The following is a 21,082-nucleotide window of genomic DNA, read 5'->3' on the forward strand; positions in this document are numbered from 1 at the left end:
CGTTCACGCCGGGCTTCTGCCAGGCATGTCAATGCCATGCTGGTGCACCCGTCGGTACAGGGTGGCCCGGGAAATGCCCAGGGCCCGGGCGGCGGCGGTGGGTTTCCAGCGATGGCGCACCAGCGCATCGAGCAGTGCCTGGCGTTCCGGGCTGGCGCTCGGCTCAGGGGCAAGGGCAGCGACGGGCGAGCCGTGCAACGACTCGGGCAGGTGAGCGCGCTGGATCACCCGGCTCTCGCATACCGCACAGGCGTAGCGCAGCACATGGCGCAACTGGCGGACATTGCCCGGCCAGTGATAGCCGAGCAGGCATTCCAGGGCCGCGCTGCTCAATTGCACGGCGCCGCCGCAGCGGGCCGACTCTTCTTCGAGGATGCGGTTGATCAGCGTCAGCCGGTCACTGCGTTCGCGCAGCGGCGGCAGTTGGAAGCGGGCGCCGCCCAGGCGGAAATACAGGTCCTCGCGAAACTCGCCGGCGCTGACCAGGGCCTCCAGGTCGCGGTGGGTGGCGCAGATCACCTGGATGTCCACGGCTTTGCGGCGTGACGCACCGAGAGGCGCCACTTCGCCCTCTGCCAGCACCCGCAAGAGGCGGGTCTGCAAGGCCAGCGGCATGTCACCGATTTCGTCCAGGAACAGCGTGCCGCCGTCGGCCTGTTGCAACAGGCCCTGCATGCCCTTGGTCGAGGCGCCGGTAAACGCCCCGGCCACGTAGCCGAACAACTCGCTCTCGATCAGGCTTTCAGGAATCGCGGCGCAGTTCAGCGCGACGAAAGGGCGCTCGCGACGCTGACTGGCCTGGTGCAACTGGCGGGCGAACACCTCTTTGCCTGAGCCGGTTTCGCCCTGGATCAACACCGGCAGGTTGCGATCCTTGACCCGCACCGCCAGGCGCAGGCTGTCGGCCAGGCGTGGATCGACGTCGACCGGCGCCATCGCCACCCGCGTACGCGGTTGCGCCCGCTGCCGTGGCGCGCTCAAGCGGCCGTGCAGGGACGGCTCGCTACCCTGGCGGCTGAAGGGGTAAAGGCTCTCGTCCCGGGCACGATGCAACCAATGCTGATCGAAGACCTGGCTGATGTGCTGCGGCAACTGGCCGTACTGCTGCAGCAGGTACTGGCGTGCGGCGGGGTTCAGGGCTTGCAGGCAGCCATCGTCGTCCCAGGCGAACAGATAGTCAGGCTGGCTGTCGACGTAGCCGGCGTTGCGATGGGCCCGCAGCACCCAATAGCCCTGGGCACTGCTCATGAAGAATGCCTGTTCGATTTCCCGGGCGCTCTGCACCACCATCTGGCGGATCAGGTGCTGCGAGCGGCGCTCATCCGGTGAGCGAACCGCCGACACATCCAGCACCCCGAGCAGTTCCCCCTGGGGGTCGAAGACCGGTGCGGCGGAGCAGGTCAGGCCAATGAACGCGGCGCGGAAGTGATCGCGCTTGTGCACCGTCACCGGCGCCTTGGCCGTGAGCACCGCCGCCACGCCGCACGTGCCTTCCTCGCCCTCCGACCAGCAGGTGCCCAGGTAAAGCCCGGCCTTGCGGCAGTCATTGCGAATGGCGGTTTCGACACGGTAGTCGATGGTCTGGCCCTGGGCATCGGTCAGCAGCACACAGTAGTCGGCATCCCGTACCCGGCCATGGAGGCGCGCCACTTCTTCGCTGGCGATATTGAGGAACAGTTCGGAGCGCTCGCGGCATTGCTTGAGTACGTCCTCGGAGAGGATACGCGGGCCCTGCAGCGAGCCGGGGTCGAGGTGATGTTGCTCCATGGACCGACGCCAGGAGTCGAGGATCAGGTTCGGGACGGGCAGCTGCGGCAACTGGTCCGCGTTCTTCACGACGCGGCTGACGCAATCCACATGGGCCCGGGAGTGAGCGGAAAGCATGACTGGCCTCCGGTTCAGCTTCTTATCGTTGTGCGCCCATTAAGCGCCGTTCGCCGGGCCCAGACAAGCCTGGCGGAATGGGTCGCGGGCGTGAGACGCCACGTCTCACGGTCTCGCCGATGGCTCGTGCAGGCTGACATGTGGCGTCTCACAGCGCCTTGTCCCGGTTCGTCGTTTATCTCGCTGTGAAGGCTCTGTTCCGGGCGTTTGCCGGGATTCTCCCGCAACTGGCACCGTCCTTGCTCTATGCCCTCTGCCCGCACGACGGGCCTTCCAATAATAAGAAACGAGGTACGCCATGTCTTCCTGCCCTGGTCATTTGCCCGTTACGTCCGCGGTGGCGCCATGAGTCGCCGCCCCCTGACGGTAGGCATCATCGCCAACCCAGCCTCGGGACGCGACGTGCGGCGCCTGACCGCCAACGCCGGGCTGTTTTCCAGCACCGACAAGGTCTCGGTGATCCAGCGCTTGCTGGCGGCCTTCGGCGCCACCGGCATCGAACAGGTGCTGATGCCCACCGACATGACCGGCATCGCCGCCGCCGTGCTGAAGAACAGCCACAGCCGCCAGGCCCGCGACAGTCATTGGCCGGCCTTGGAGTTTCTCGACCTGACCTTGCGCCAGACCGTCGAAGACACCCGCAGGGCCGCGCGCCTGATGGCCGAGCGCGAGGTGGCGCTGATCGCCGTGCTTGGCGGCGACGGCACCCACAAGGCCGTGGCCGCCGAAGTGGGCGATATCCCGTTGCTGACCCTGTCCACCGGTACCAACAACGCCTTTCCCGAGCTGCGCGAGGCCACCACGGCAGGGCTTGCCGGCGGGTTGTACGCCAGCGGCCGGATTCCGGGGCCGATCGGCTTGCGGCGCAACAAGCGCTTGCTGGTGTGCGAGGCCCGGCGCGGCCTGCGGGAAATCGCCCTGGTGGACATCGCCGTGTCGCCGCTGCGCTTTGTCGGCGCCCGAGCCATAAGCCGGGCGGCGGACCTGGCCGAAGTCTTCGTGACCTTTGCCGAGCCGCAATCCATCGGCCTTTCCGCGTTGTGTGGCTTGTGGCTGCCGGTGACGCGGCAGGAGCCGGGTGGGGCCTGGATGCGCCTGGACCCGCAATCGCCCGAAGCACTGCTGGTACCGCTGGCCCCAGGCCTGTTGCAGGGCTGCGGCGTGCTCGCGGCCGGTCGCCTGGAGCCAGGCGCGGCCCACCCGCTGGCGCTGTCCAGCGGCACGTTGGCCCTGGATGGCGAACGGGAAATCGAATTCAACCCGCAGGACCGTCCCACGGTCACCCTCGATGCCGGCGGCCCGCTGAGCATCGATGTCGACGCGGTGCTGGCCTACGCCGCGCAACAGCGCCTGCTGGGCATCGGCCGCGAACATCCGCAACACCCCCTGAACCTGCAAATCAGCCTTCAAGACACTCCTGGAGAATAAAAATGTCGACACCGCTCACCCACGATCAACTGCTGCACGCCTACCAGGTGATGCGCACCATCCGCGCGTTCGAAGAGCGCCTGCACGTGGAATTCGCCACCGGCGAGATTCCCGGTTTCGTCCACTTGTATGCCGGCGAGGAGGCCTCGGCCGCCGGGGTCATGGCCCACCTGGGCGATGACGACTGCATTGCCTCCAACCACCGTGGCCACGGCCATTGCATCGCCAAAGGCGTGGATGTCTACGGAATGATGGCCGAGATCTACGGCAAGAAAACCGGGGTCTGCCAAGGCAAGGGCGGTTCCATGCACATCGCCGATTTCGAGAAGGGCATGCTCGGCGCCAACGGCATTGTCGGCGCCGGTGCGCCGTTGGTGGTCGGCGCCGCGCTGGCGGCCCGGCTCAAGGGCACCGACAGCGTCGCGGTGGTGTTCTTCGGCGACGGCGGCTCCAACGAAGGCGCGGTATTCGAGGCCATGAACATGGCTTCGGTGTGGAACCTGCCGTGCCTGTTCATCGCCGAGAACAACGGCTACGCCGAGGCCACCGCCTCCAATTGGTCGGTGGCGTGCGATCACATCGCCGACCGCGCCGCCGGGTTCGGCATGCCGGGGGTGACGGTGGACGGTTTTGACTTCTTCGCCGTCCACGAGGCCGCCGGGGCGGCCATCGAGCGCGCCCGGGCCGGGGAAGGGCCATCGCTGATCGAGGTCAAGCTGACTCGCTATTACGGCCATTTCGAGGGCGATGCGCAGACATATCGGGCACCGGATGAGGTCAAGCACTTCCGGGAAAACCAGGACTGCCTGATGCAGTTCCGCGAGCGCACCACCCGGGCCGGGTTGCTTTCGGCCGAGCAACTGGACCAGGTCGACCGGGAGGTGGAGCTGCTGATCGAAAACGCGGTGCGCAAGGCCAAGTCCGATCCCAAGCCTGCGGCGGCGGACCTGCTCACTGACGTCTACGTCTCCTACCCCTGAACGCCCTTCATAAAACAAGAACAGAGAATTCCATCATGGCGAGAAAAATCAGCTATCAGCAGGCAATCAATGAAGCCCTGGCCCAGGAAATGCGCCGCGATACCAGCGTGTTCATCATGGGTGAGGACGTGGCCGGTGGCGCCGGCGCGCCCGGTGAGAACGACGCCTGGGGCGGTGTGCTTGGCGTCACCAAGGGCCTCTACGACCAGTTTCCTGGTCGTGTGCTTGACACACCCCTGTCGGAAATCGGTTACGTCGGCGCGGCGGTTGGGGCCGCGACCTGTGGCGTGCGCCCGGTGTGCGAACTGATGTTCGTCGACTTCGCCGGCTGTTGCCTCGACCAGATCCTCAACCAGGCGGCGAAGTTTCGCTACATGTTCGGGGGCAAGGCTGCCACGCCGTTGGTGATTCGCACCATGGTCGGCGCCGGCCTGCGCGCCGCGGCCCAGCACTCGCAGATGCTCACGTCCTTGTGGACGCACATCCCCGGGCTGAAGGTGGTGTGCCCGTCGTCGCCCTACGATGCCAAGGGTTTGTTGATCCAGGCGATCCGCGACAACGATCCGGTGATCTTCTGCGAGCACAAACTGCTCTATGGCATGCAGGGCGAGGTGCCCGAAGAGCTCTACACCATCCCGTTCGGCGAGGCCAACTTCCTGCGCGACGGCAAGGACGTGACCCTGGTGTCCTACGGCCGCATGGTCAACACCGCCATGGACGCGGCGCGCAGCCTGGCCGGGCGCGGTATCGATTGCGAGGTCATCGACCTGCGCACCACCAGTCCGATGGACGAGGACAGCATCCTCGAAAGCGTGGAGAAGACCGGGCGCCTGGTGGTCATCGATGAGGCCAACCCACGCTGCTCCATGGCCACCGATGTCTCGGCGCTGGTGGCGCAGAAAGCCTTCGGCGCGCTCAAGGCGCCGATCGAGATGGTCACCGCGCCGCACACGCCGGTGCCGTTCTCCGATTCCCTGGAAGACCTGTACATCCCTGACGCGGCGAAGATCGAACAAGCCGTGCTCAACGTGATCGAGTGGAGCAAGCGCTGATGAGCCAGATTCATACCCTGACCATGCCCAAGTGGGGTCTGTCGATGACTGAAGGCCGGGTCGATGCCTGGCTCAAGGAGGAGGGCCAGGCCATTACCAAGGGCGACGACGTGCTGGACGTGGAGACCGACAAGATCTCCAGCAGCGTCGAAGCGCCGTTCTCCGGCGTGTTGCGTCGGCAGATCGCGCGGCAGGACGAGACCCTGGCGGTCGGCGCCTTGCTGGGCATCGTCGTCGACGGCGAGGCCAGCGACGCCGAGATCGATGCGGTCATCGAGCAGTTCCAGTCCAGTTTCGTGCCGGGCGACAGCGGCGATGAAGACACCGGGGCGAAACCGCAGAAGGTCGAGCTGGACGGCCGGGTGATCCGCTACTTTGAACGCGGCGAAGGCGGCGTGCCCTTGGTGTTGGTCCACGGTTTTGGCGGGGATCTGAACAATTGGCTGTTCAACCACGAGGCCCTGGCGGCCGGCCGCCGGGTGATCGCCCTGGACCTGCCGGGCCATGGCGAGTCCGGCAAGACCCTGCAGCGGGGCGACCTGGACGAGCTGAGCGGCGCGGTGCTGGCCTTGCTCGATCACCTGGACATCAGCGTCGCGCACCTGGTGGGGCATTCCATGGGCGGCGCCGTGTCGCTGAACAGCGCACGCTTGATGCCCCAGCGGGTGCGCTCCCTGACGCTGATCGGCAGCGCCGGCCTCGGCCCTGAGATCAACGGCGGCTACCTGCAAGGCTTTGTCGAGGCCTCCAACCGCAACGCCCTCAAGCCGCAATTGGTGCAGTTGTTCTCCAATGCCGAGCTGGTCAACCGGCAGATGCTTGACGACATGCTCAAGTACAAGCGTCTGGAGGGTGTGGAGGCAGCGTTGAAACAGCTGTCGGCGACCTTGTTCGCCGAGGGTCGCCAACAGGTGGACTTGCGCGAAGTGGTGCAGGCGGGTTACGTGCCGACCCTGGTGGTCTGGGGCAGCGACGACGCGATCATCCCGGCGACCCACGGCGAAGGGCTGGACGCCCGGGACGAGGTGCTCGCCGGCCAGGGCCACATGGTGCAGATGGAAGCGGCCGAGCAGGTCAATCGATTGATCCTTGAGTTCATTGAACAGCACTGATCGAACGGGCGGCGCGCGAGTCGTCGCCCCCCAGCATCCTGGAGAAACGCTATGAACGCTTCAATCAAGCCTACCCGCAGCATGCGCGCCGCCGTCTGGCATGGCCGTAACGATATCCGCGTCGAAGACGTACCGTTGCCCGTTTCGCCGCCCGCCGGCTGGGTGCAGATCCGCGTGCAGTGGTGCGGCATCTGCGGTTCCGACCTGCATGAATACGTGGCCGGGCCGGTGTTCATCCCGGTGGACGCGCCGCACCCGCTGACCGGTATCAAGGGCCAATGCATCCTCGGCCACGAGTTCTGCGGGGAAATCGTCGAACTGGGGGCCGGGGTAGAGGGCTTTAGTGTTGGCGAGCCGGTGGCGGCGGATGCCTGCCAGCACTGCGGCACCTGCTACTACTGCACCCATGGGCTCTACAACATCTGCGAGAACCTGGCGTTCACCGGCTTGATGAACAACGGCGCGTTCGCGGAACTGGTCAATGTGCCGGCCAACTTGCTCTATAAGTTGCCCGCCGGTTTTCCTGCCGAGGCCGGCGCGCTGATCGAGCCGTTGGCGGTGGGCATGCACGCGGTGAAGAAGGCCGGCAGCTTGCTGGGCCAGAACGTCGTGGTGGTGGGCGCCGGGACCATCGGCCTGTGCACCATCATGTGTGCCAAGGCCGCCGGGGCGGCCCAGGTGATTGCCCTGGAAATGTCCGGGGCGCGCAAGGCCAAGGCCCTGGAGGTCGGCGCCACCCATGTCATCGATCCCAACCAGTGCGATGCGCTGGCTGAAGTGCGCCGCCTGACCGGAGGGCTGGGCGCCGATGTCAGCTTCGAATGCATCGGCAACAAGCACACCGCCAAGTTCGCCATCGACCTGATCCGCAAGGCCGGCAAATGCGTATTGGTGGGGATTTTCGAGGAGCCGAGCGAATTCAATTTCTTCGAGCTGGTATCCACCGAGAAACAGGTGCTCGGCGCGCTGGCCTACAACGGCGAGTTTGCCGACGTCATCGCGTTCATCGCCGATGGCCGCCTGGACATCTCGCCACTGGTGACCGGGCGCATCCAGCTGGAACAGATTGTCGGGCAGGGCTTCGAGGAACTGGTCAACAACAAGGAGCACAACGTGAAGATCATCGTGTCACCAGCCCGGCGCTGACTTTTCCCGATGTGGGCGATTGGCGATGGCCGGCAGCGGCCATCGCATTTTTTATGCCTTGGATTCAGTCCGGCAGATAGCTCCGCCAGACGCGGCCTTCATCGAGCTGCAATTGCTGTTCTTCCGTTTGCCGGAACTTGCGGTCGCAGTCGAGGAAAAACTCGTCGAGCTGTGGCGGCTCGATGTCGGTGTCGCTGAGCATCGTGTGGACCTGGCCACGGTGGTGAATCTGGTGTTCGAACAAATGCAGCAGCAACCGGTCGATACGCTCGGGCACCACCGCACCGTCGGCGCGTACCAATTCGACGGACCGGGCGAGGTCTTTCTCCCGCAGGGATTCGCAGAAGGTCACTAACCGCTGGTCAGTGCGAGCCTGGCCTTGCACCAGGTCGACAAAGGCCAGGGTTGCAGCGAAATCCCTGGTCTGACCGTCACGATCGCCTTCGAGGGCGGTGAGGTAATAGCGATCCACTTCCAGGATATGGCAGAGCGTGGCCTGGATGGACGGAAAGAACCCGGTGCGGCGCGTGAGGTATTCGTCTTCGCTCAATTGTGCGCAAGTGCTGAGCAGCCGGTGGTTGGCCCATTGATTGTTCAGGGCCTGGGCCAGGAAATAGTTCATGGAAAGCCTTCCTTGTGGGAGCGAGCCTGCTCGCGATGACGGCGGTACATCCAGCATAGCCGTTCCAGGCAGACCGCTATCGCGAGCAGGCTCGCTCCCACAGGAGACTTCATTCGCCTCGGGTCAGAGCCCGACATCCGGCAGCACCGGCCGGTTCGCCAGGGCCTTGGCCATGATCTGTTCCACATACAGCCGGTCTTCTTCCGGCAGGGCCAGGCGGGGTGGGCGGGTGAGGGCGCTGCCGCGGCCGGCGATGGCTTCGCACAGCTTGATGCATTGCACCAGGTCGGCGCGGGCGTCGAGGTGCAGGATCGGCATCAGCCATTCGTAGATCGGCATCGCTTCGGCAAACCGGCCGGCGCGAGCCAGGCGGAAGATGGTTTCGCCTTCCTTCGGGAACACGTTGGACATGCCCGAGACCCAGCCTTCGGCACCCACGGCGAGGCTTTCCAGCACCACGTCGTCAAGGCCCGCGAACAGGACAAAGCGATCACCTACTTCATTGCGCACGTCGATGAAGCGTCGGGTGTCGCCGGAGGAGTCCTTGAAGCACACCACGTTGTCGCAATCGGCCAGAGAAATCAGGATGTCCGGGGTCACGTCGTTCTTGTAGATCGGTGGGTTGTTATAGACCATCAGCGGCACATCGGCATGCCGGGCGACATAGCGAAAGTGCTCGGCGGTTTCGAACGGCTTGGAGCCGTAGACCAGCGCCGGCATCAGCATCACGCCGTCGACGCCGACCTTGCACACCGCGTTGGCGACCTTGGCCGCCTGTACGCTGGTGAATTCGGCCACGCCGCAAATCACCGGCACCCGCCCCCGGGAGGCGTCCACCGCGACTTCGGTCACGGCGATTTTTTCTTCAGCGCTCAACGAGGTGTTTTCCCCCACCGAACCGCAGACCACCAGGCCCGAGACGCCGTCACGGATGACGTTGGAAATGACCTCATGGGTCTTGTCCAGGTTGATGGAAAAGTCATCGTTGAATTGGGTGGTGACGGCGGGGAATACGCCGCTCCAGTTGATGCGTTTGCTCATGGGTTGTCTCCGGTGGTTAATGGTTTGTGGCGAGGGGATTTATCCCCGCTGGGGCGCGAAGCGGCCCTGAAATCTGGCGACTCGGTGTATCTGAGAGGGCCAAGGGGGCCGCTTCGCAGCCCAGCGGGGATGAATCCCCTCGCCACAAGGGATCGATGTGAGTTCGAAGGTCATGCGCCGGGCCACGTATCCGAAAGCCGATAGCCCTGCGGCCACGGATCGGCCGGATCCAGCAGTAGTTGATGGGTCCCGGTGATCCACGCTCGCCCGGCAATGCACGGGTAGATCGCCGGGCGTCCGGCCACGTCGGTCAGCGAGTCGATGCGGCAGTGGAATTCGGAGCCGATGATCGAGCGCCCGATGAACCGCTCGCCCATCTGCATCAACCCCTTGGCCTGCAGCACCGCCATGCGTGCCGAGCAGCCGGTGCCGGTGGGGGAGCGGTCGATCTTGCCAGGCTGGATCACCACGGCGTTGGCGCCGGTTGCGACACCTGCTTCCATGACGATGGGCGCGGCGATCTGGCAGAACGAGATATGCGACCAGTCCGGGTTCAGCGGATGCTCGAAACCCAATTGTTCATTGGCGGCCCGGGTGATTTTCAGCCCGATGTCTACCAGGTCGGCGGCCTCGTCAGGGCGAATGGCAAAGCCCAGGCGCTGGGCGTCGACGATGACGAAACTGTCGCCGCCATAGGCGGTGTCCACCTGTAGCGAGCCCAGGCCCTCGACTTCGATCCAGGCGTCGAGACGGTCGGCGAAGGACGGCACGTTCTTGATCTCCACCCGTTGCACCTTGCCGTCGCGGCAATCGGCGACGGCTTCGATCAATCCGCCAGGGGCCTCCAGTACCAGGCGAGTCTGGGGTTCGGTCATGGGCAGGATGCCGCTGTCCAGCAGCACCGTCGCCACGCACAGGGAGTTGGAGCCGGACATCGGCGGCGTGTCGGCCGGCTCCATGATGATCCAGGCCATCTGCGCCCGCGGGTCCTTGGCCGGGACCAGCAGGTTGACGTGGCGGAACACGCCGCCACGGGGTTCGTTGAGGACGAAGTTGCGCAGGGTCTCGTCCCGGGCGATCCAGCGCGACTGTTCCCACACCGTGGCACCGGGCGGAGGGGCGACACCGCCGACGATCACATCGCCGACTTCGCCTTCGGCGTGGCAGCTGACGATGTGGATGATTTTCGATGAGCGCATTGGGTTGTTCCTTGTTGTCTGTTGCGGCCTCATCGCGAGCAGGCTCGCTCCCACATGGGATTTGTACGCTGTGGGAGCGAGCCTGCTCGCGATAGGGCCATTGGCTATTTCACCGACTTGAGAAACGCCGCCGTCTCCCGCTGCATCGGATTGCCGATCACCTGGTCCGGCGGCCCGATTTCATGGACCCGGCCATTGCAGAAGAACGCCACACGGTCGGACACGTCCCGGGCGAAGCGGATCTCATGGGTCACCAGCACCATGGTCATGCCGTCCTCGGCGAGCATGCGCATGGTGTCCAGCACCTCGCCCACCAGTTGCGGGTCCAGGGCCGAGGTGGCTTCGTCGAACAGCATGTAGTCCGGCGACATCGCCAGGGCCCGGGCGATGGCCATGCGTTGCTGCTGGCCGCCGGACAGTTTGTTCGGGAAGGCCTTGAGCTTGTCCCCCAGGCCGACGTGCTCCAGCTGTTTAACCGCCAGGGCCTCGGCGTCCTGTTTGCTCTTGCCCAGCACCTTGCGCGGCGCCAGCATCACGTTCTCCAGCACGGTCAGGTGCGGGAAGGCGTTCCATTGCTGGAAGACAATGCCGATCTTCTGCCGCAAGTGATTGAGATCGGTGGCGCGGTCATGGACCTCGACACCGTCCACGCGGATGCTGCCTTGCTGGATCGGCTCCAGGCCGTTGATGCACATCAGCAGGGTCGACTTGCCGGAACCCGAGCCACCGATGATCGACACCACTTCACCCTTGTCCACGGTCAGGCTCACACCCTTGACCACTTCCAGGTCGCCGAAGGATTTGTGCACGTTCTCGATCTCAATCATTTTCCTGCCACCTTCTTTCCAGACGTGCGCCGAGGCGGGCAACCACCAGGCTCATGACGTAGTAAATGAGGCCTGCGATGCACAGCACCAGCAGGGGTTCCTGAATGCGCGTGACGATGGTTTGCGAGGCACGCAGCAGTTCGACGATGCCGATCCACATCACCAGCGCGGTGTCCTTCATCACCCCGAGTACCAGGTTCAGCCAGCCGGGAAACGCCACGCGCGTGGCAATCGGCAGGACGATGAAGCGCAGGTCCTGCAGGTAGCTCAAGCCCAGGGAACGGCTGGCCCGCCGGGTGCTCAGCGGCACCGCCAGTACACCGCCGCGGACGATTTCGGTGAAGTACGCGGCGGCGTACACCCCGAGCACGATGCAGCCGACGGCGAAGGCGCTGAGGTTCAGCCCGGCGATGCTTTTCAGCGAGTTGAACAGCACGAACTGGATCAGCAACGGCACGCTGCGAAACACGTCCAGTACCCAGGCCAGCGGCAGGCTGGCCCGGGGCAGCAGTGCCCGGAGCAGGCCGAACAGCAACCCGGCCAGGGTGCCGAGCAGGATCGACCAGGCGGTCAGTTGCAGCGTGACCCAGGCCCCGTCGAGCAAGAACAGCAGGTCGTTGACGGTGAGGCTTGTTGTAAACATGACCGGCCCTCAATAACGGAAAAGCCGCCAGGACAACAGCCGGGCGAGCCCGACGATGAGCTTGGCGATCAGGTAATACAGCGCGGCCGCGAGGGCGAAGTATTCGAAGGTGCGGAACGTCTTGACGTTGTATTCCTGGGTCACCCCGGTGAGGTCGTTGTTCAGGCCGACCACCACGCCCAGCGAGGTCATCAGCACCGCCCAGACCATCTGGTTGGTCAGCGGGTAGAAGACGATGCGCAGCAGTTGCGGGACGATGATCATCCGGTAGGCCTGGAACGCGCTCATGCCCAGGGAGCGGGCGGCGCGCATCTGGGTGCCGGGCACGGCCTTCAGGCCACCGCGAAAGTTCTCCGCCAGGTAGCCGGCATTGTTGAAGGTGATCCCGGCCAGCAAGGCCAGCCACGAACTGACGTGCAGCCCGAGGGAGCCGAGGCCGAAGTAGAGGATATAGATCTGGAACAGCGACGGTGTGTTGCGGGCGATGGACACCCAGCCATTGCCGATGCCCCGCAGCAATGGATGGCGCGCCTGGCGCATCACCGTCAGCAGCAGCGCGATCAGCACGCCGAAGATCATCGACAGCGCCGCGGTCTCGAACGTGACCCAGGCTCCGGCGAGCATGTCGGGCAACGCGCGCAGGGCCGGGCGCCATTGGAAGCTGTAGTCAAACATGGAAGGGGTTCCCCTGGCGGGTGGCGGGTTGCAGCCAGAGCGGCGGCTGACCATTGGCGGTGGCGTTGCACGCGGCGTCGACGCAGGCCGCTAGGCTGGCGAAGTGCACCCCGCGTCCCACCAGGCCGGGCGCGTAATGGGCGTATTTGCCGGAGTTGGTCATCAGGGTGGTGGCAGCGGGTGGGATGACCGGTTCGCCCAGCATGCACCAGCAGGTGTCGGTCACCAGCGTCGCGCCGAAGGCCTCGATGGCGTCCAGGTGGCCCGCCTGGCGGGCCTGCTCCAGCACCGCACGGCCGCAGGTGATGGCGAGTACCACGTCCGGGTGCTTGCTCCGACCGACGCAGAGCGCCGCCAGGGCGGCAAATTCGCTGAGGGAAAAATGCGGATTGCCCAGGGAGACCACGTCCACCCGGTTGTCCCGGGCACTGTTCAGCTCACGCCAACTGGCAAGCAAGCCCGCGGCATCGACGGTTTCCATCGGTAGCGGACAGTCCACCTCCACGACAGCGGCCGGGTCGAGGGCTTCCGGTGTGACCCCGGCGATGTGGAATAACGGCGCGGCACTGGTGGTGGCGAACGCGGCGCCGAAGGCTTTCAGGTCATCAAGGGTCGGTGCGGCGTGTTCCAGGCCGCGTATCAACGGAATGCGCCGACCTGTCAGGCCGCCGATGTGATAGCCCAGCAACGGATAGAAGCTGTCGTCGATGTCGCGCAGTTCCGAAACATCGACAATCAGCCTGGCCTTGCGCTGATCGTCCAGATGACAACCGCTCAAGGGCGCCCGGCCGCACAAGGCGATGCAGATATCCAGGAAGTCCGGGTACTTCTGCGTGCGAGCCCCAAGCACGCTGTTGGCGTAGACCACCGCGTTGGACTCGGCCCAGACAATTTGCTCGCCGGCCCTGGGCGCGGTGTCCAGCAGATACGGCGCGCAGGTGAAGCTCAACTGCGCGCCCATCGCCATGTAGGCATCGCCCAAGGCACTCGCCGGTTCGCCCAAGGCCGGGTCTACGCCCAGTTCGCGCCAGCGGCGCTGGTCCACGGAGATGGAATTGAGGGTGGTGGACACGCGCACCTTCGCCCCCCATTGCACCAGTTGTTCGGCAAAGCGCAGGCTGGCCGGGCCGGTGTAGATGCAACCGTCGATGTGGGCCTGGGTCACGTCCAGCAGCTGCGTGGCTTCCTGGATCTCGGCCATGCGCAATACTATTTGCATCGCCACCTGGGCAGCCTTGCCGTGGCTGCCGTCGAGCAGTGCACGGTCCTGTTCGGTGAGGCAGACGGTAGACGGCATGGGCGGCTGCAAGGGGACGTCGGCGCCATCCCAGCGATCATTGGGGCGACGGCCGGACAAGGTCAAGCAGTTGCCTTCGATGCGCACGAAACCCTGGCCGCGCAGCCCGTCGAAGGCCTCGCGACCGATCTGCACCACGGGCAGGGAACGCTGGAAAATCAACTGGGCCACCAGCACACCCAGGGTCAGGATTTCATCTGCTTCAGCCAGCACCAGGGCGGCGGGTGCATGGCCGTTGCTGATCAGCTCCATCAGGACGCTGCTGCCGGTGCACGAGCCGCGCCCGCTGGGAATTGCCAGCACGCGTCCCGCCAGGCGCTCGCCGCTGAGGGGGTGATGCCGGTCGATGACTTCACCGCTGGCCGGATCGACACCGCCCCAGAAACTCAAGCCCACATCGGCGAAGAGCAGGGCGCCCTGGGCGGCACCCTCCACCAGACTGCGACCCATGACACGGATAGGCGTGCTTGGCATGCCCCGATCCTCAGTAATAGACCTGCGGGACGGTCAGGTTGGCCGGCGGAATGTCGGTGCCGACCCATTTGACGAACAGCTCTTTGTAGCGGCCGGTGCGCACCTGTTGGTTGACGAACAGGTTGAGGTAGTTGATCAGGCCGAACTCGTTGCGCTTGGCGCCAAGGGACACATAGTCGATGACATAAGGCGCGTCACCGGCGATCTTCAGGTTCTTGTACTTGCCTGACTTGATGGTCGCGGCGGCCACGGTATTGGTCACCACCGTCGCGTCGATGTGCCCTTGGGCGACGGCCAGCAGCGTGTCGTTCTGCGACTGGTAGGCGCGGAAGCTGCCGCTGCCCCAGTTTTTCTGGTCTTTCTCCAGCGCGATGGCTTCGTAGGTGCCACTGGTATTGCCCACGGCCTTGCCCTTGAGGTCGGCGAAGCTGTTGATGCCGGTGTTGTCGCGGGTCAGCACCACCATCTGGAAGGCGAAGTAGGGCACGGTCAGGCCGACGGTCTTGGCCCGCTCCAGGGTGTCGGAGGTGGAGGCGACGATGACATCGGCGCGGCCGGAAATCAGCGCCGGGATCCGGTCCGGGAACGGCGTTTCCACCACTTCGGCATCTACCCCCAGGACCTTCGCCAGGTCGTGGCAATAGTCCACGTCGAAGCCCGCCGGTTTGTTGCTTTCGTCACGAAAGCCCATGGGCGGGAAGTCCAGGGTCACGGCGCAGCGCAGCTTGCCGGAGCCGATGATGTCATCGAGCTTGTCGGCATGGGCGGTGCTGATGAACAGGGGGGCCAGGACAACACTTAACGCCACGGCCAATGCAGGGTTTTTCATAAATGCCTCGCTGTCGAATAAATGCGGTGAAATATCGTATTGAGGATTTCGTATACGATATTAAATAAGCAATCGGCGTGCCTGTCTCGAAGATCTCTCGTTTAAATGGATAACTCGTTGATAACAAAAAGGTAATAGGGCACGGAAGGTTCGAGCGGCACTGCAGGTCGCTTCGAGCGGGTGTTACAGATGGGAGCAATGGGTGCTCCTTCGCCCTGTAAGGGAACAGATTCAATGCTGGCTTTCGCGGTACTGGCTTGGCGACAAGCTGGTCAAGGCGCGGAACTGGCGACTGAACGCGCTGTGGTCGGTATAGCCGCAACGCAAGGCGATCTCGGTGATAGGCAGGTCCCTGTCCAACAGCAGGCGCGAAGCTTCTTCCAGCCGCGCCTTGTGAATCATTTGCCGGGGCGTGAGCTGGAAAATGCGTTTGCAGTGCCGCTCCAGTTGCGCCACCGACAACCCGGCGATGGCGGTCAGTTCGGCAAGGCTGATGGGACGGGCAAAATGGCTTTTGATGTGGGCATCCACTGCCGCCAGCTTCTGGAACGCCGGGTGGCTGGACTGTGGCAACTGCAGGTCCCGGGAGATGCCGGCCAGGCCGACGATCTGGCCGTTGGGTTCGCGCAGGGCGATTTTATGGGTCAGGCACCACACCGGCTGGTTGCCGTAGTACAGATGGAGTTCGAGTTGATCGGCCAGCTCTTGGCCGCTGGCCAGTACCCGTCGATCCTGTTCGGTGTACAGCGGGCCGAAGCGTTCGGGGAATACTTGCTCAGCCGTGCGGCCGAGCAGATCGCTGCTGTGCTTGAAGCCGCAGCGCCGGGCCAGGGTCTGGTTGACGAAGGCGTAACGGGCCTGGGTGTCCTTGATGAAGAACACCACGTCCGCAAGGGTGTCGAGCAGCGGCGCGATGGATTGCAGGCTGTGGAGCAGGGTGTCCAGGTCGCAGGGGGGGAAGGCGGTGAGCGAGGGATACATGGGCCGGCATCATTTGGGTGGAGGCAAGGGTTGCGCAAGAGTAGCAGCAGAATGATCGGCCAACGCCTGTGGGAGCGAGCCTGCTCGCGATAGCGGTGTGTCAGCAACCTGTCTGTATCTGATAAAGCGCTATCGCGAGCAGGCTCGTTCCCACAAATGGATCGCTGTCTGACTCAAATGAGTGGGGTTTCTTCCAGCCCCAGCAAAGTTTCGATTCGCGCCGGGCTGAACGGTGGGCGTGAGGTGGGGGGCGTCCAGTCGAACAGATATTCCAGCGCCGCACCGCAGACCCGGCCCTGGCAGGCTCCCATGCCACAGCGGCTGGCGAGCTTGGCTTCGCGCCAGCTCACGTGACCGATCAAGTCGCCGTAGGGCACGTCTTCGCAGCGGCAGACCAGGGTGTCGGCCCGGGCCAGGGACTTGAGTCGCTCATCGAGTGCGAAGGCCTTGTTCAGTGTCCGGGCGAAACCCTGCCAGCGTTCCCGACGCGGCCATAGGCGTTGGGCGGCCACGGTATCGCCGACCGCCGCGTGACCGGCGATGGCGCCTTCCACCAGCGCCAGTTCGCTGCCGCCGAAACCGGTGCATTCGCCGGCGGCGTAATGGTCCTGGCGAGTGGTCGCCTGCCAGGCATCCACTGCGAGGGCATTTTCGGCAAGCTCGCAGCCCAGGGCCTGGCCGAGCTGGGTATTGGGGATGAGCCCGAAGCCACAGGCCAAGCGGTCGCAGGCCAGTTCGACGATCTTGCCCTGTTGTAGCAAGCGCACGCCTTCGAGCCGCTCTTGCCCCAAGGCCTCCAGCACATGGCTTGCGGTGCGGTAATGCCTATCGAACAGGGTGAACGCTTGCAGGAATTTACCCGGCCAGCGCGGCAATTGCGCGGCGAAACCGGCCACGGCGGCACGGCTCGCCTGTTCGGCCACCCGTAGCACGTGGGCTCCCTGGTGCCTGGCCGTGGCCGCGCTGGCCAGCAGCAGCGGCCCGCTCCCGGCGATCACCAGGCGTTCATCCCGTACCGGCAGGCCGGCCTTGATCAGTGCCTGCAAACCGCCGGCGCCGGTGACGCCGGGCAGGGTCCAGCCGGGGAAGGGCAGCAGCAACTCCCGGGCACCGGTGCACAGGATCAAACGCTGGTAGGTGATCTGCCAACCGCGCTCGGCATTTTCCACCAACAGGGTTTTGTCGGCAGCGCAAGCGATGACCCGGGTACCGGCATGGCAGCGCACATTGGCACAGCCCTGCAACTGCTCGCGCAGGCGGCGAGCCGCAGTGGGCAGGCTGGCCTGGGGACCGTCGCGCCAGATCTGTCCTCCAGGCAACGGGTTGTCGTCCAGCAACACGATTTGCGCGCCGCGGCCGGACGCGGCCAGGGCAGCGGCCATGCCGGCGGGGCCGGCGCCGATGATCAGCAGGTCGGTGGTTTCGTTCATGGTCGGGTCTGCACGTGCATGCCGTCGCGGCACAGGGTCTGGCAGGCCAGGCGGCGCTCGCCGTCGATCATTACCCGGCATTCCTGGCAGATGCCCATGCCGCACAGGGGCGCACGCCGTTGGCCGCTGACCGAGGTGCGACTGCAACCGTCCGCACCCAAGGCCAGGGCGGCGGCGACGCTGGTGCCGGGGGTGACCGTGAGTGGGCGGCCGTCCAGGAGTAATTCAGGCATCTATCGGGCTCCGTACGAAACTGTGGCGAGGGGATTCATCCCCGTTGGGGCGCGTAGCGGCCCTGAAGTCTGGCTACTCGATGTGTCAGGGTAATCCAGAGGGGCTGCTGCGCAGCCCAGCGGGGATAAATCCCCTCGCCACAGGGATCTAGCTGACATGGGCGGACTCCCCCAGAAAACGCTCCGGCCGGTATGCTTGAGGGGCCAACGGCGAGGCTTCGTTGAACAGCTGTGCCACCAATAGGTCAGCCGTCGCGGGGGCCGTTGTGACTCCCAGTCCTTCATGCCCCACCGCCAGCCACAGGCCCTTGCGTTGCGGGTGCTGTCCCACCAGCGGCAGGCCGTCGGGGCTGGCGGCGCGGAAGCCGGTCCAGGCGCGGATGCCGTTGAGCTGTGCCAGCCCGGGCATGTAGTCGACGGCGCGCTTGAGCATCTTCGCCAGCATCCAGCCCTCCACCTGCGGGTCGACGGTGCCGAACTGGCGCGAGGCGCCGATGAACAACTGCCCGGTGGGACGCGGCTGGATATTGCACGCCACCGATGGGCCGCTGGCGTTGTGAGCACTGGTGACGTAACCCAGTTCGACCAGGGTGTGAGTGACGGTGGCGGGGTAGCGATCGGTGATCAGCAGGTGGCCCTTCTTCGGCTCGATCGGCAGTTCCGGGCACAGTTCGATGGCCTGGATACCGTTGGCGAGGATCACCGCCCCGGCCCTCAACCAGCGCCCGTCATCTAGGCGTACCCGCGAGCCATCCACTTCGGCGACCTGCGCCCGTTGCTGGCGGATGTGCGGGCTGCCCAGCATCCAGCGCGCGGTGGCGGGGGCGTAGAGGATGCCGTCGCCCTTGATCAGCAGGCCGCCTTCCAGGCCTTCGCGCAACTCGGGTTCGCGCTGACGCAGGGCCCCGCGTCCGATCAGCTCGCAGTCTTCTCCGTGGGCCAGCAGATTCAGGTATTTGCTGTTGGCGACCGCCATTTCCTCCGGATTGGCCGCCAGCCACAAGGTGCCGTTGTTGCGCCACCCACAGCCTTCGGGAAGAGCCGGGGCCAGCTCGCGCCAGCGCTGCAAGGAATATTGACTGAGGGCCAGTTCCGCCGGGTTGTCGTCCAGCACCAGCAGATGACCCATGCCCGCCGCCGTGGCGCCGTGCCAGCCGGCGTCGAGTACCAGCACCTTCAAGCCACGCTGGGACAAGGCCCGGGCACAGGCTGCACCGACGATGCCGGCACCGATGACGATCACGTCGGCGGTCAACCCCTCGGTCACAGGCGAATGCCCCAGGCGAACGGGTCATCCGCTTCGATGATCAGCGTGGCCTCGGCGCTGACATAGGCGCGCCCGCGAATGGTCGGCACGATGCGCTCGCCCGCCTGCTCATAAGAGCCTTCGAACTCGCTGCCGATCACGCTGGCCTGGCGCCAGATCTGACCGGGTTGCAGCTTGCCGTCCGCGGCCAGGCACGCCAGCTTGGCGCTGGTGCCGGTGCCGCAAGGAGAGCGGTCGTAGGCCTTGCCGGGACAGAGTACGAAGTTGCGGCTGTCGGCTTGCGAGTCGTCGGCGAACAGCTCGATGTGATCGATCAGCCCGCCGTCCTCGCCACGCAAGCCTTGCTGTTCCAATGCTTGCTGCACGGCATAGGTGTAGGCGGTCAGCGCGTCGAGGTTGTCGCTCGCCACCCGCTGGCCGTGGTCGGCGATCAGGAAGAACCAGTTACCGCCCCAGGCCACGTCGCCTTTCACCGGGCCGATGCCAGGCACTTCCAGGCGCAGTGCCTTGCGATAGCGATAGGCGGGGACATTGCGCACGCTGACCGAGCGATCTTCATGCAAGGTGGCCTGGACGGTGCCCACCGGGGTTTCGATGCTGTGCACGCCCGGGCCGATCCGCCCCAGGTGCGCCAGCGACGCCACCAGGCCGATGGTGCCGTGGCCACACATGCCCAGGTAGCCGCTGTTGTTGAAGAAGATCACCCCGGCACAGGCGTTCGGGTCGACCGGTTCACAGAGCAGCGCGCCCACCAGCACGTCGCTGCCCCGGGGTTCCAGTACACAGGCGGCGCGCCAGTCATCGTGCTGCGAGGCCAGGCGCTGCCTGCGCTCGGCCATGCTGCCCTGGCCGAGATCGGGAAAACCGTCGGTGACCAGTCGGGTCGGCTCACCGCCGGTGTGGGAATCGATCACAGTGATGCGCTTCATGGGGCCACGTCCGTTCAGATAAGTGAGCGCAAGCGTGGCCTGCAACAGGGGGCGGCGGCTTGATGGTTTTATCTGTCGCCTATGACGAAATCGGCACAGTGCAGGGCTGCGTTCATCCGTCGGAGGTGTCTCTCCACTGCCAGTCGATGTATTCCGTATTGATGCCCAGGGCCTCGAACTTTTCCGCCACGTAGCGCAGGCAGGCTCCGCCATCGGGGCGGTAATGTCCCGACGCATCGTTGACCATGGCAATGACGTGCTCCATGCGATGTTCCCTGATCCTGAATTCCCCGGCGCACATGACCGGCCTGCCGCTGCCGAGTTGGCTGTGCCGGATGTAGTTGGCCCGGTCAGCATGTTCCCAGCGTTTATAGATGATGGAGTTTTCCGGGGTATACACCCAGGTGTAGCTGTTGGACTGATCGTTGGGGGAGAGTATTTCGCTGGTTTGCGATTTCAGTTGGTTACCGATCAACTGGCCATCCCACATCCCCACCAGTTGACCGACGCCGTCGATTTTCGATGGGTCATAGCAACGCCAGTGCATGAGATCGCCGATGAAGGGCATCCACCGGATCGGGTAGGTCTGGGCGTTGAGATCGATCGATCGCTTGTCCGAATTCATCCAATCGGAAAAATGCACATGGCCCGACCATACGGCGAGCAAGTGCGAGGAAGAGTTCCTGAGCCAACGATGAACCTGTTTGAAGGACAGATTGGTGTAGATGTCATTGGCCTTGATCAGTACGGAGTCCAGCTCCCAGTCATCGGTGGCGATCGGGTGGGCTTCGGGCCTCTGGTAGAAGGTCAGGCCGTCGATTTCGGACAATGAGATCCGCGGGCGGCCGAACAGTCTTGGAATATCGATTTCCACCGTGATGGTCTGCCCGACTCGCGGGGCTTCACAGAATAATTGCATCTGACTGAGAGGGCCCATGGACACATACAGGGTGTCGTCGGTGCCGGCCCAATGTTCGTTGGTGATCGAGGCTGTCACAGTCAGCGTGTCTACAATGGTGTCGGTCATGATTGA

Annotated in this window: 20 protein-coding genes; 5 read left to right on the top strand and 15 right to left on the bottom strand. The window is 64.8% G+C overall.

Features of this window, described 5'->3' with window-relative positions; all coding sequences use genetic code 11:
- Positions 1 to 3: 3 nt before the first annotated feature.
- Positions 4 to 1,884, bottom strand: coding sequence for a sigma-54-dependent Fis family transcriptional regulator (locus N005_RS20855; RefSeq protein ID WP_047702921.1), 1,881 nt, complete (start codon positions 1,882 to 1,884; stop codon positions 4 to 6).
- A 345-nt stretch (positions 1,885 to 2,229) separates the two neighbouring features.
- On the opposite strand from N005_RS20855, the gene N005_RS20860 reads away from it, so the two are divergent.
- The 5 genes from N005_RS20860 to N005_RS20880 all read left to right on the top strand — a co-directional run bounded on the left by N005_RS20860 (position 2,230) and on the right by N005_RS20880 (position 7,602).
- Positions 2,230 to 3,312, top strand: a complete 1,083-nt coding sequence (locus tag N005_RS20860; protein ID WP_047702922.1) for an ATP-NAD kinase family protein — start codon at positions 2,230 to 2,232, stop codon at positions 3,310 to 3,312.
- Between the two features lie 2 nt (positions 3,313 to 3,314).
- The gene (locus N005_RS20865; protein ID WP_047702923.1) at positions 3,315 to 4,292 is read left to right on the top strand and encodes a thiamine pyrophosphate-dependent dehydrogenase E1 component subunit alpha; all 978 of its coding nucleotides are present in this window, start codon (positions 3,315 to 3,317) and stop codon (positions 4,290 to 4,292) included.
- 35 nt (positions 4,293 to 4,327) lie between these two features.
- The gene (locus N005_RS20870; RefSeq protein WP_047702924.1) at positions 4,328 to 5,344 is read left to right on the top strand and encodes an alpha-ketoacid dehydrogenase subunit beta; all 1,017 of its coding nucleotides are present in this window, start codon (positions 4,328 to 4,330) and stop codon (positions 5,342 to 5,344) included.
- Positions 5,344 to 6,456, top strand: a complete 1,113-nt coding sequence (locus N005_RS20875; RefSeq protein WP_047702925.1) for an acetoin dehydrogenase dihydrolipoyllysine-residue acetyltransferase subunit — start codon at positions 5,344 to 5,346, stop codon at positions 6,454 to 6,456. The genes N005_RS20870 and N005_RS20875 overlap by 1 nt, the downstream gene beginning before the upstream one ends.
- Positions 6,457 to 6,537: 81 nt before the next feature.
- Positions 6,538 to 7,602, top strand: a complete 1,065-nt coding sequence (locus N005_RS20880; RefSeq protein ID WP_230167274.1) for a 2,3-butanediol dehydrogenase — start codon at positions 6,538 to 6,540, stop codon at positions 7,600 to 7,602.
- Between the two features lie 64 nt (positions 7,603 to 7,666).
- Here the strand turns inward: N005_RS20880 and N005_RS20885 are convergent, their stop codons facing one another.
- The 14 genes from N005_RS20885 to N005_RS20950 all read right to left on the bottom strand — a co-directional run bounded on the left by N005_RS20885 (position 7,667) and on the right by N005_RS20950 (position 21,076).
- Positions 7,667 to 8,224 carry a DinB family protein gene (locus tag N005_RS20885; RefSeq protein WP_047702927.1) on the bottom strand — a complete coding sequence of 186 codons (558 nt, stop codon included), beginning with the start codon at positions 8,222 to 8,224 and terminating at the stop codon, positions 7,667 to 7,669.
- A gap of 123 nt (positions 8,225 to 8,347) precedes the next feature.
- A complete protein-coding gene (locus tag N005_RS20890) occupies positions 8,348 to 9,265 on the bottom strand; it encodes a dihydrodipicolinate synthase family protein (protein WP_047702928.1) in 918 nt (305 codons plus the stop codon).
- Positions 9,266 to 9,435: 170 nt separating this feature from the next.
- A complete protein-coding gene (locus tag N005_RS20895) occupies positions 9,436 to 10,464 on the bottom strand; it encodes a trans-3-hydroxy-L-proline dehydratase (protein WP_047702929.1) in 1,029 nt (342 codons plus the stop codon).
- Positions 10,465 to 10,568: 104 nt separating this feature from the next.
- Complete coding sequence (locus tag N005_RS20900; protein WP_041024841.1) at positions 10,569 to 11,291, bottom strand: amino acid ABC transporter ATP-binding protein; 723 nt, start codon at positions 11,289 to 11,291, stop codon at positions 10,569 to 10,571.
- The gene (locus N005_RS20905; protein ID WP_047702930.1) at positions 11,284 to 11,934 is read right to left on the bottom strand and encodes an amino acid ABC transporter permease; all 651 of its coding nucleotides are present in this window, start codon (positions 11,932 to 11,934) and stop codon (positions 11,284 to 11,286) included. Before N005_RS20905 ends, N005_RS20900 begins: the two co-directional genes overlap by 8 nt.
- Positions 11,935 to 11,943: 9 nt before the next feature.
- Positions 11,944 to 12,609, bottom strand: a complete 666-nt coding sequence (locus N005_RS20910) for an amino acid ABC transporter permease (protein ID WP_047702931.1) — start codon at positions 12,607 to 12,609, stop codon at positions 11,944 to 11,946.
- Entirely contained in the window at positions 12,602 to 14,380 is a 1,779-nt protein-coding gene (gene lhpI / locus N005_RS20915) for a cis-3-hydroxy-L-proline dehydratase (protein WP_047702932.1), read from the bottom strand. The genes N005_RS20910 and lhpI overlap by 8 nt, the downstream gene beginning before the upstream one ends.
- A gap of 10 nt (positions 14,381 to 14,390) precedes the next feature.
- Positions 14,391 to 15,209: an ABC transporter substrate-binding protein gene (locus N005_RS20920; protein ID WP_047702933.1), complete on the bottom strand. Its 819-nt coding sequence runs from the start codon at positions 15,207 to 15,209 to the stop codon at positions 14,391 to 14,393.
- Positions 15,210 to 15,440: 231 nt separating this feature from the next.
- Complete coding sequence (locus N005_RS20925) at positions 15,441 to 16,190, bottom strand: AraC family transcriptional regulator (RefSeq protein WP_047702934.1); 750 nt, start codon at positions 16,188 to 16,190, stop codon at positions 15,441 to 15,443.
- 173 nt (positions 16,191 to 16,363) lie between these two features.
- Positions 16,364 to 17,620 (bottom strand): NAD(P)/FAD-dependent oxidoreductase, encoded by a 1,257-nt coding sequence (locus tag N005_RS20930; RefSeq protein WP_047702935.1) that lies wholly within the window; start codon positions 17,618 to 17,620, stop codon positions 16,364 to 16,366.
- Positions 17,617 to 17,853 (bottom strand): 2Fe-2S iron-sulfur cluster-binding protein, encoded by a 237-nt coding sequence (locus N005_RS20935; protein ID WP_047702936.1) that lies wholly within the window; start codon positions 17,851 to 17,853, stop codon positions 17,617 to 17,619. Before N005_RS20935 ends, N005_RS20930 begins: the two co-directional genes overlap by 4 nt.
- A 148-nt stretch (positions 17,854 to 18,001) precedes the next feature.
- On the bottom strand, positions 18,002 to 19,120 hold the full coding sequence (locus N005_RS20940; protein ID WP_047702937.1) for an NAD(P)/FAD-dependent oxidoreductase: 1,119 nt from the start codon (positions 19,118 to 19,120) through the stop codon (positions 18,002 to 18,004).
- Positions 19,117 to 20,049 (bottom strand): 4-hydroxyproline epimerase, encoded by a 933-nt coding sequence (locus N005_RS20945; protein WP_047702938.1) that lies wholly within the window; start codon positions 20,047 to 20,049, stop codon positions 19,117 to 19,119. The genes N005_RS20940 and N005_RS20945 overlap by 4 nt, the downstream gene beginning before the upstream one ends.
- A 112-nt stretch (positions 20,050 to 20,161) precedes the next feature.
- On the bottom strand, positions 20,162 to 21,076 hold the full coding sequence (locus N005_RS20950) for a hypothetical protein (protein ID WP_052126424.1): 915 nt from the start codon (positions 21,074 to 21,076) through the stop codon (positions 20,162 to 20,164).
- Between the last annotated feature and the right edge of the window lie 6 nt (positions 21,077 to 21,082).

The sequence above is a fragment of the Pseudomonas mediterranea CFBP 5447 genome (assembly GCF_000774145.1).
Classification (GTDB): Bacteria; Pseudomonadota; Gammaproteobacteria; order Pseudomonadales; family Pseudomonadaceae; genus Aquipseudomonas; species Aquipseudomonas mediterranea.

Coding starts and splice junctions, on each gene's coding strand:
- N005_RS20855 (WP_047702921.1), bottom strand. CDS start 1,884: ATGCTTTCCGCTCACTCCCGGGCCCATGTGGATTGCGTCAGCCGCGTC.
- N005_RS20860 (WP_047702922.1), top strand. CDS start 2,230: ATGAGTCGCCGCCCCCTGACGGTAGGCATCATCGCCAACCCAGCCTCG.
- N005_RS20865 (WP_047702923.1), top strand. CDS start 3,315: ATGTCGACACCGCTCACCCACGATCAACTGCTGCACGCCTACCAGGTG.
- N005_RS20870 (WP_047702924.1), top strand. CDS start 4,328: ATGGCGAGAAAAATCAGCTATCAGCAGGCAATCAATGAAGCCCTGGCC.
- N005_RS20875 (WP_047702925.1), top strand. CDS start 5,344: ATGAGCCAGATTCATACCCTGACCATGCCCAAGTGGGGTCTGTCGATG.
- N005_RS20880 (WP_230167274.1), top strand. CDS start 6,538: ATGCGCGCCGCCGTCTGGCATGGCCGTAACGATATCCGCGTCGAAGAC.
- N005_RS20885 (WP_047702927.1), bottom strand. CDS start 8,224: ATGAACTATTTCCTGGCCCAGGCCCTGAACAATCAATGGGCCAACCAC.
- N005_RS20890 (WP_047702928.1), bottom strand. CDS start 9,265: ATGAGCAAACGCATCAACTGGAGCGGCGTATTCCCCGCCGTCACCACC.
- N005_RS20895 (WP_047702929.1), bottom strand. CDS start 10,464: ATGCGCTCATCGAAAATCATCCACATCGTCAGCTGCCACGCCGAAGGC.
- N005_RS20900 (WP_041024841.1), bottom strand. CDS start 11,291: ATGATTGAGATCGAGAACGTGCACAAATCCTTCGGCGACCTGGAAGTG.
- N005_RS20905 (WP_047702930.1), bottom strand. CDS start 11,934: ATGTTTACAACAAGCCTCACCGTCAACGACCTGCTGTTCTTGCTCGAC.
- N005_RS20910 (WP_047702931.1), bottom strand. CDS start 12,609: ATGTTTGACTACAGCTTCCAATGGCGCCCGGCCCTGCGCGCGTTGCCC.
- lhpI (WP_047702932.1), bottom strand. CDS start 14,380: ATGCCAAGCACGCCTATCCGTGTCATGGGTCGCAGTCTGGTGGAGGGT.
- N005_RS20920 (WP_047702933.1), bottom strand. CDS start 15,209: ATGAAAAACCCTGCATTGGCCGTGGCGTTAAGTGTTGTCCTGGCCCCC.
- N005_RS20925 (WP_047702934.1), bottom strand. CDS start 16,190: ATGTATCCCTCGCTCACCGCCTTCCCCCCCTGCGACCTGGACACCCTG.
- N005_RS20930 (WP_047702935.1), bottom strand. CDS start 17,620: ATGAACGAAACCACCGACCTGCTGATCATCGGCGCCGGCCCCGCCGGC.
- N005_RS20935 (WP_047702936.1), bottom strand. CDS start 17,853: ATGCCTGAATTACTCCTGGACGGCCGCCCACTCACGGTCACCCCCGGC.
- N005_RS20945 (WP_047702938.1), bottom strand. CDS start 20,049: ATGAAGCGCATCACTGTGATCGATTCCCACACCGGCGGTGAGCCGACC.
- N005_RS20950 (WP_052126424.1), bottom strand. CDS start 21,076: ATGACCGACACCATTGTAGACACGCTGACTGTGACAGCCTCGATCACC.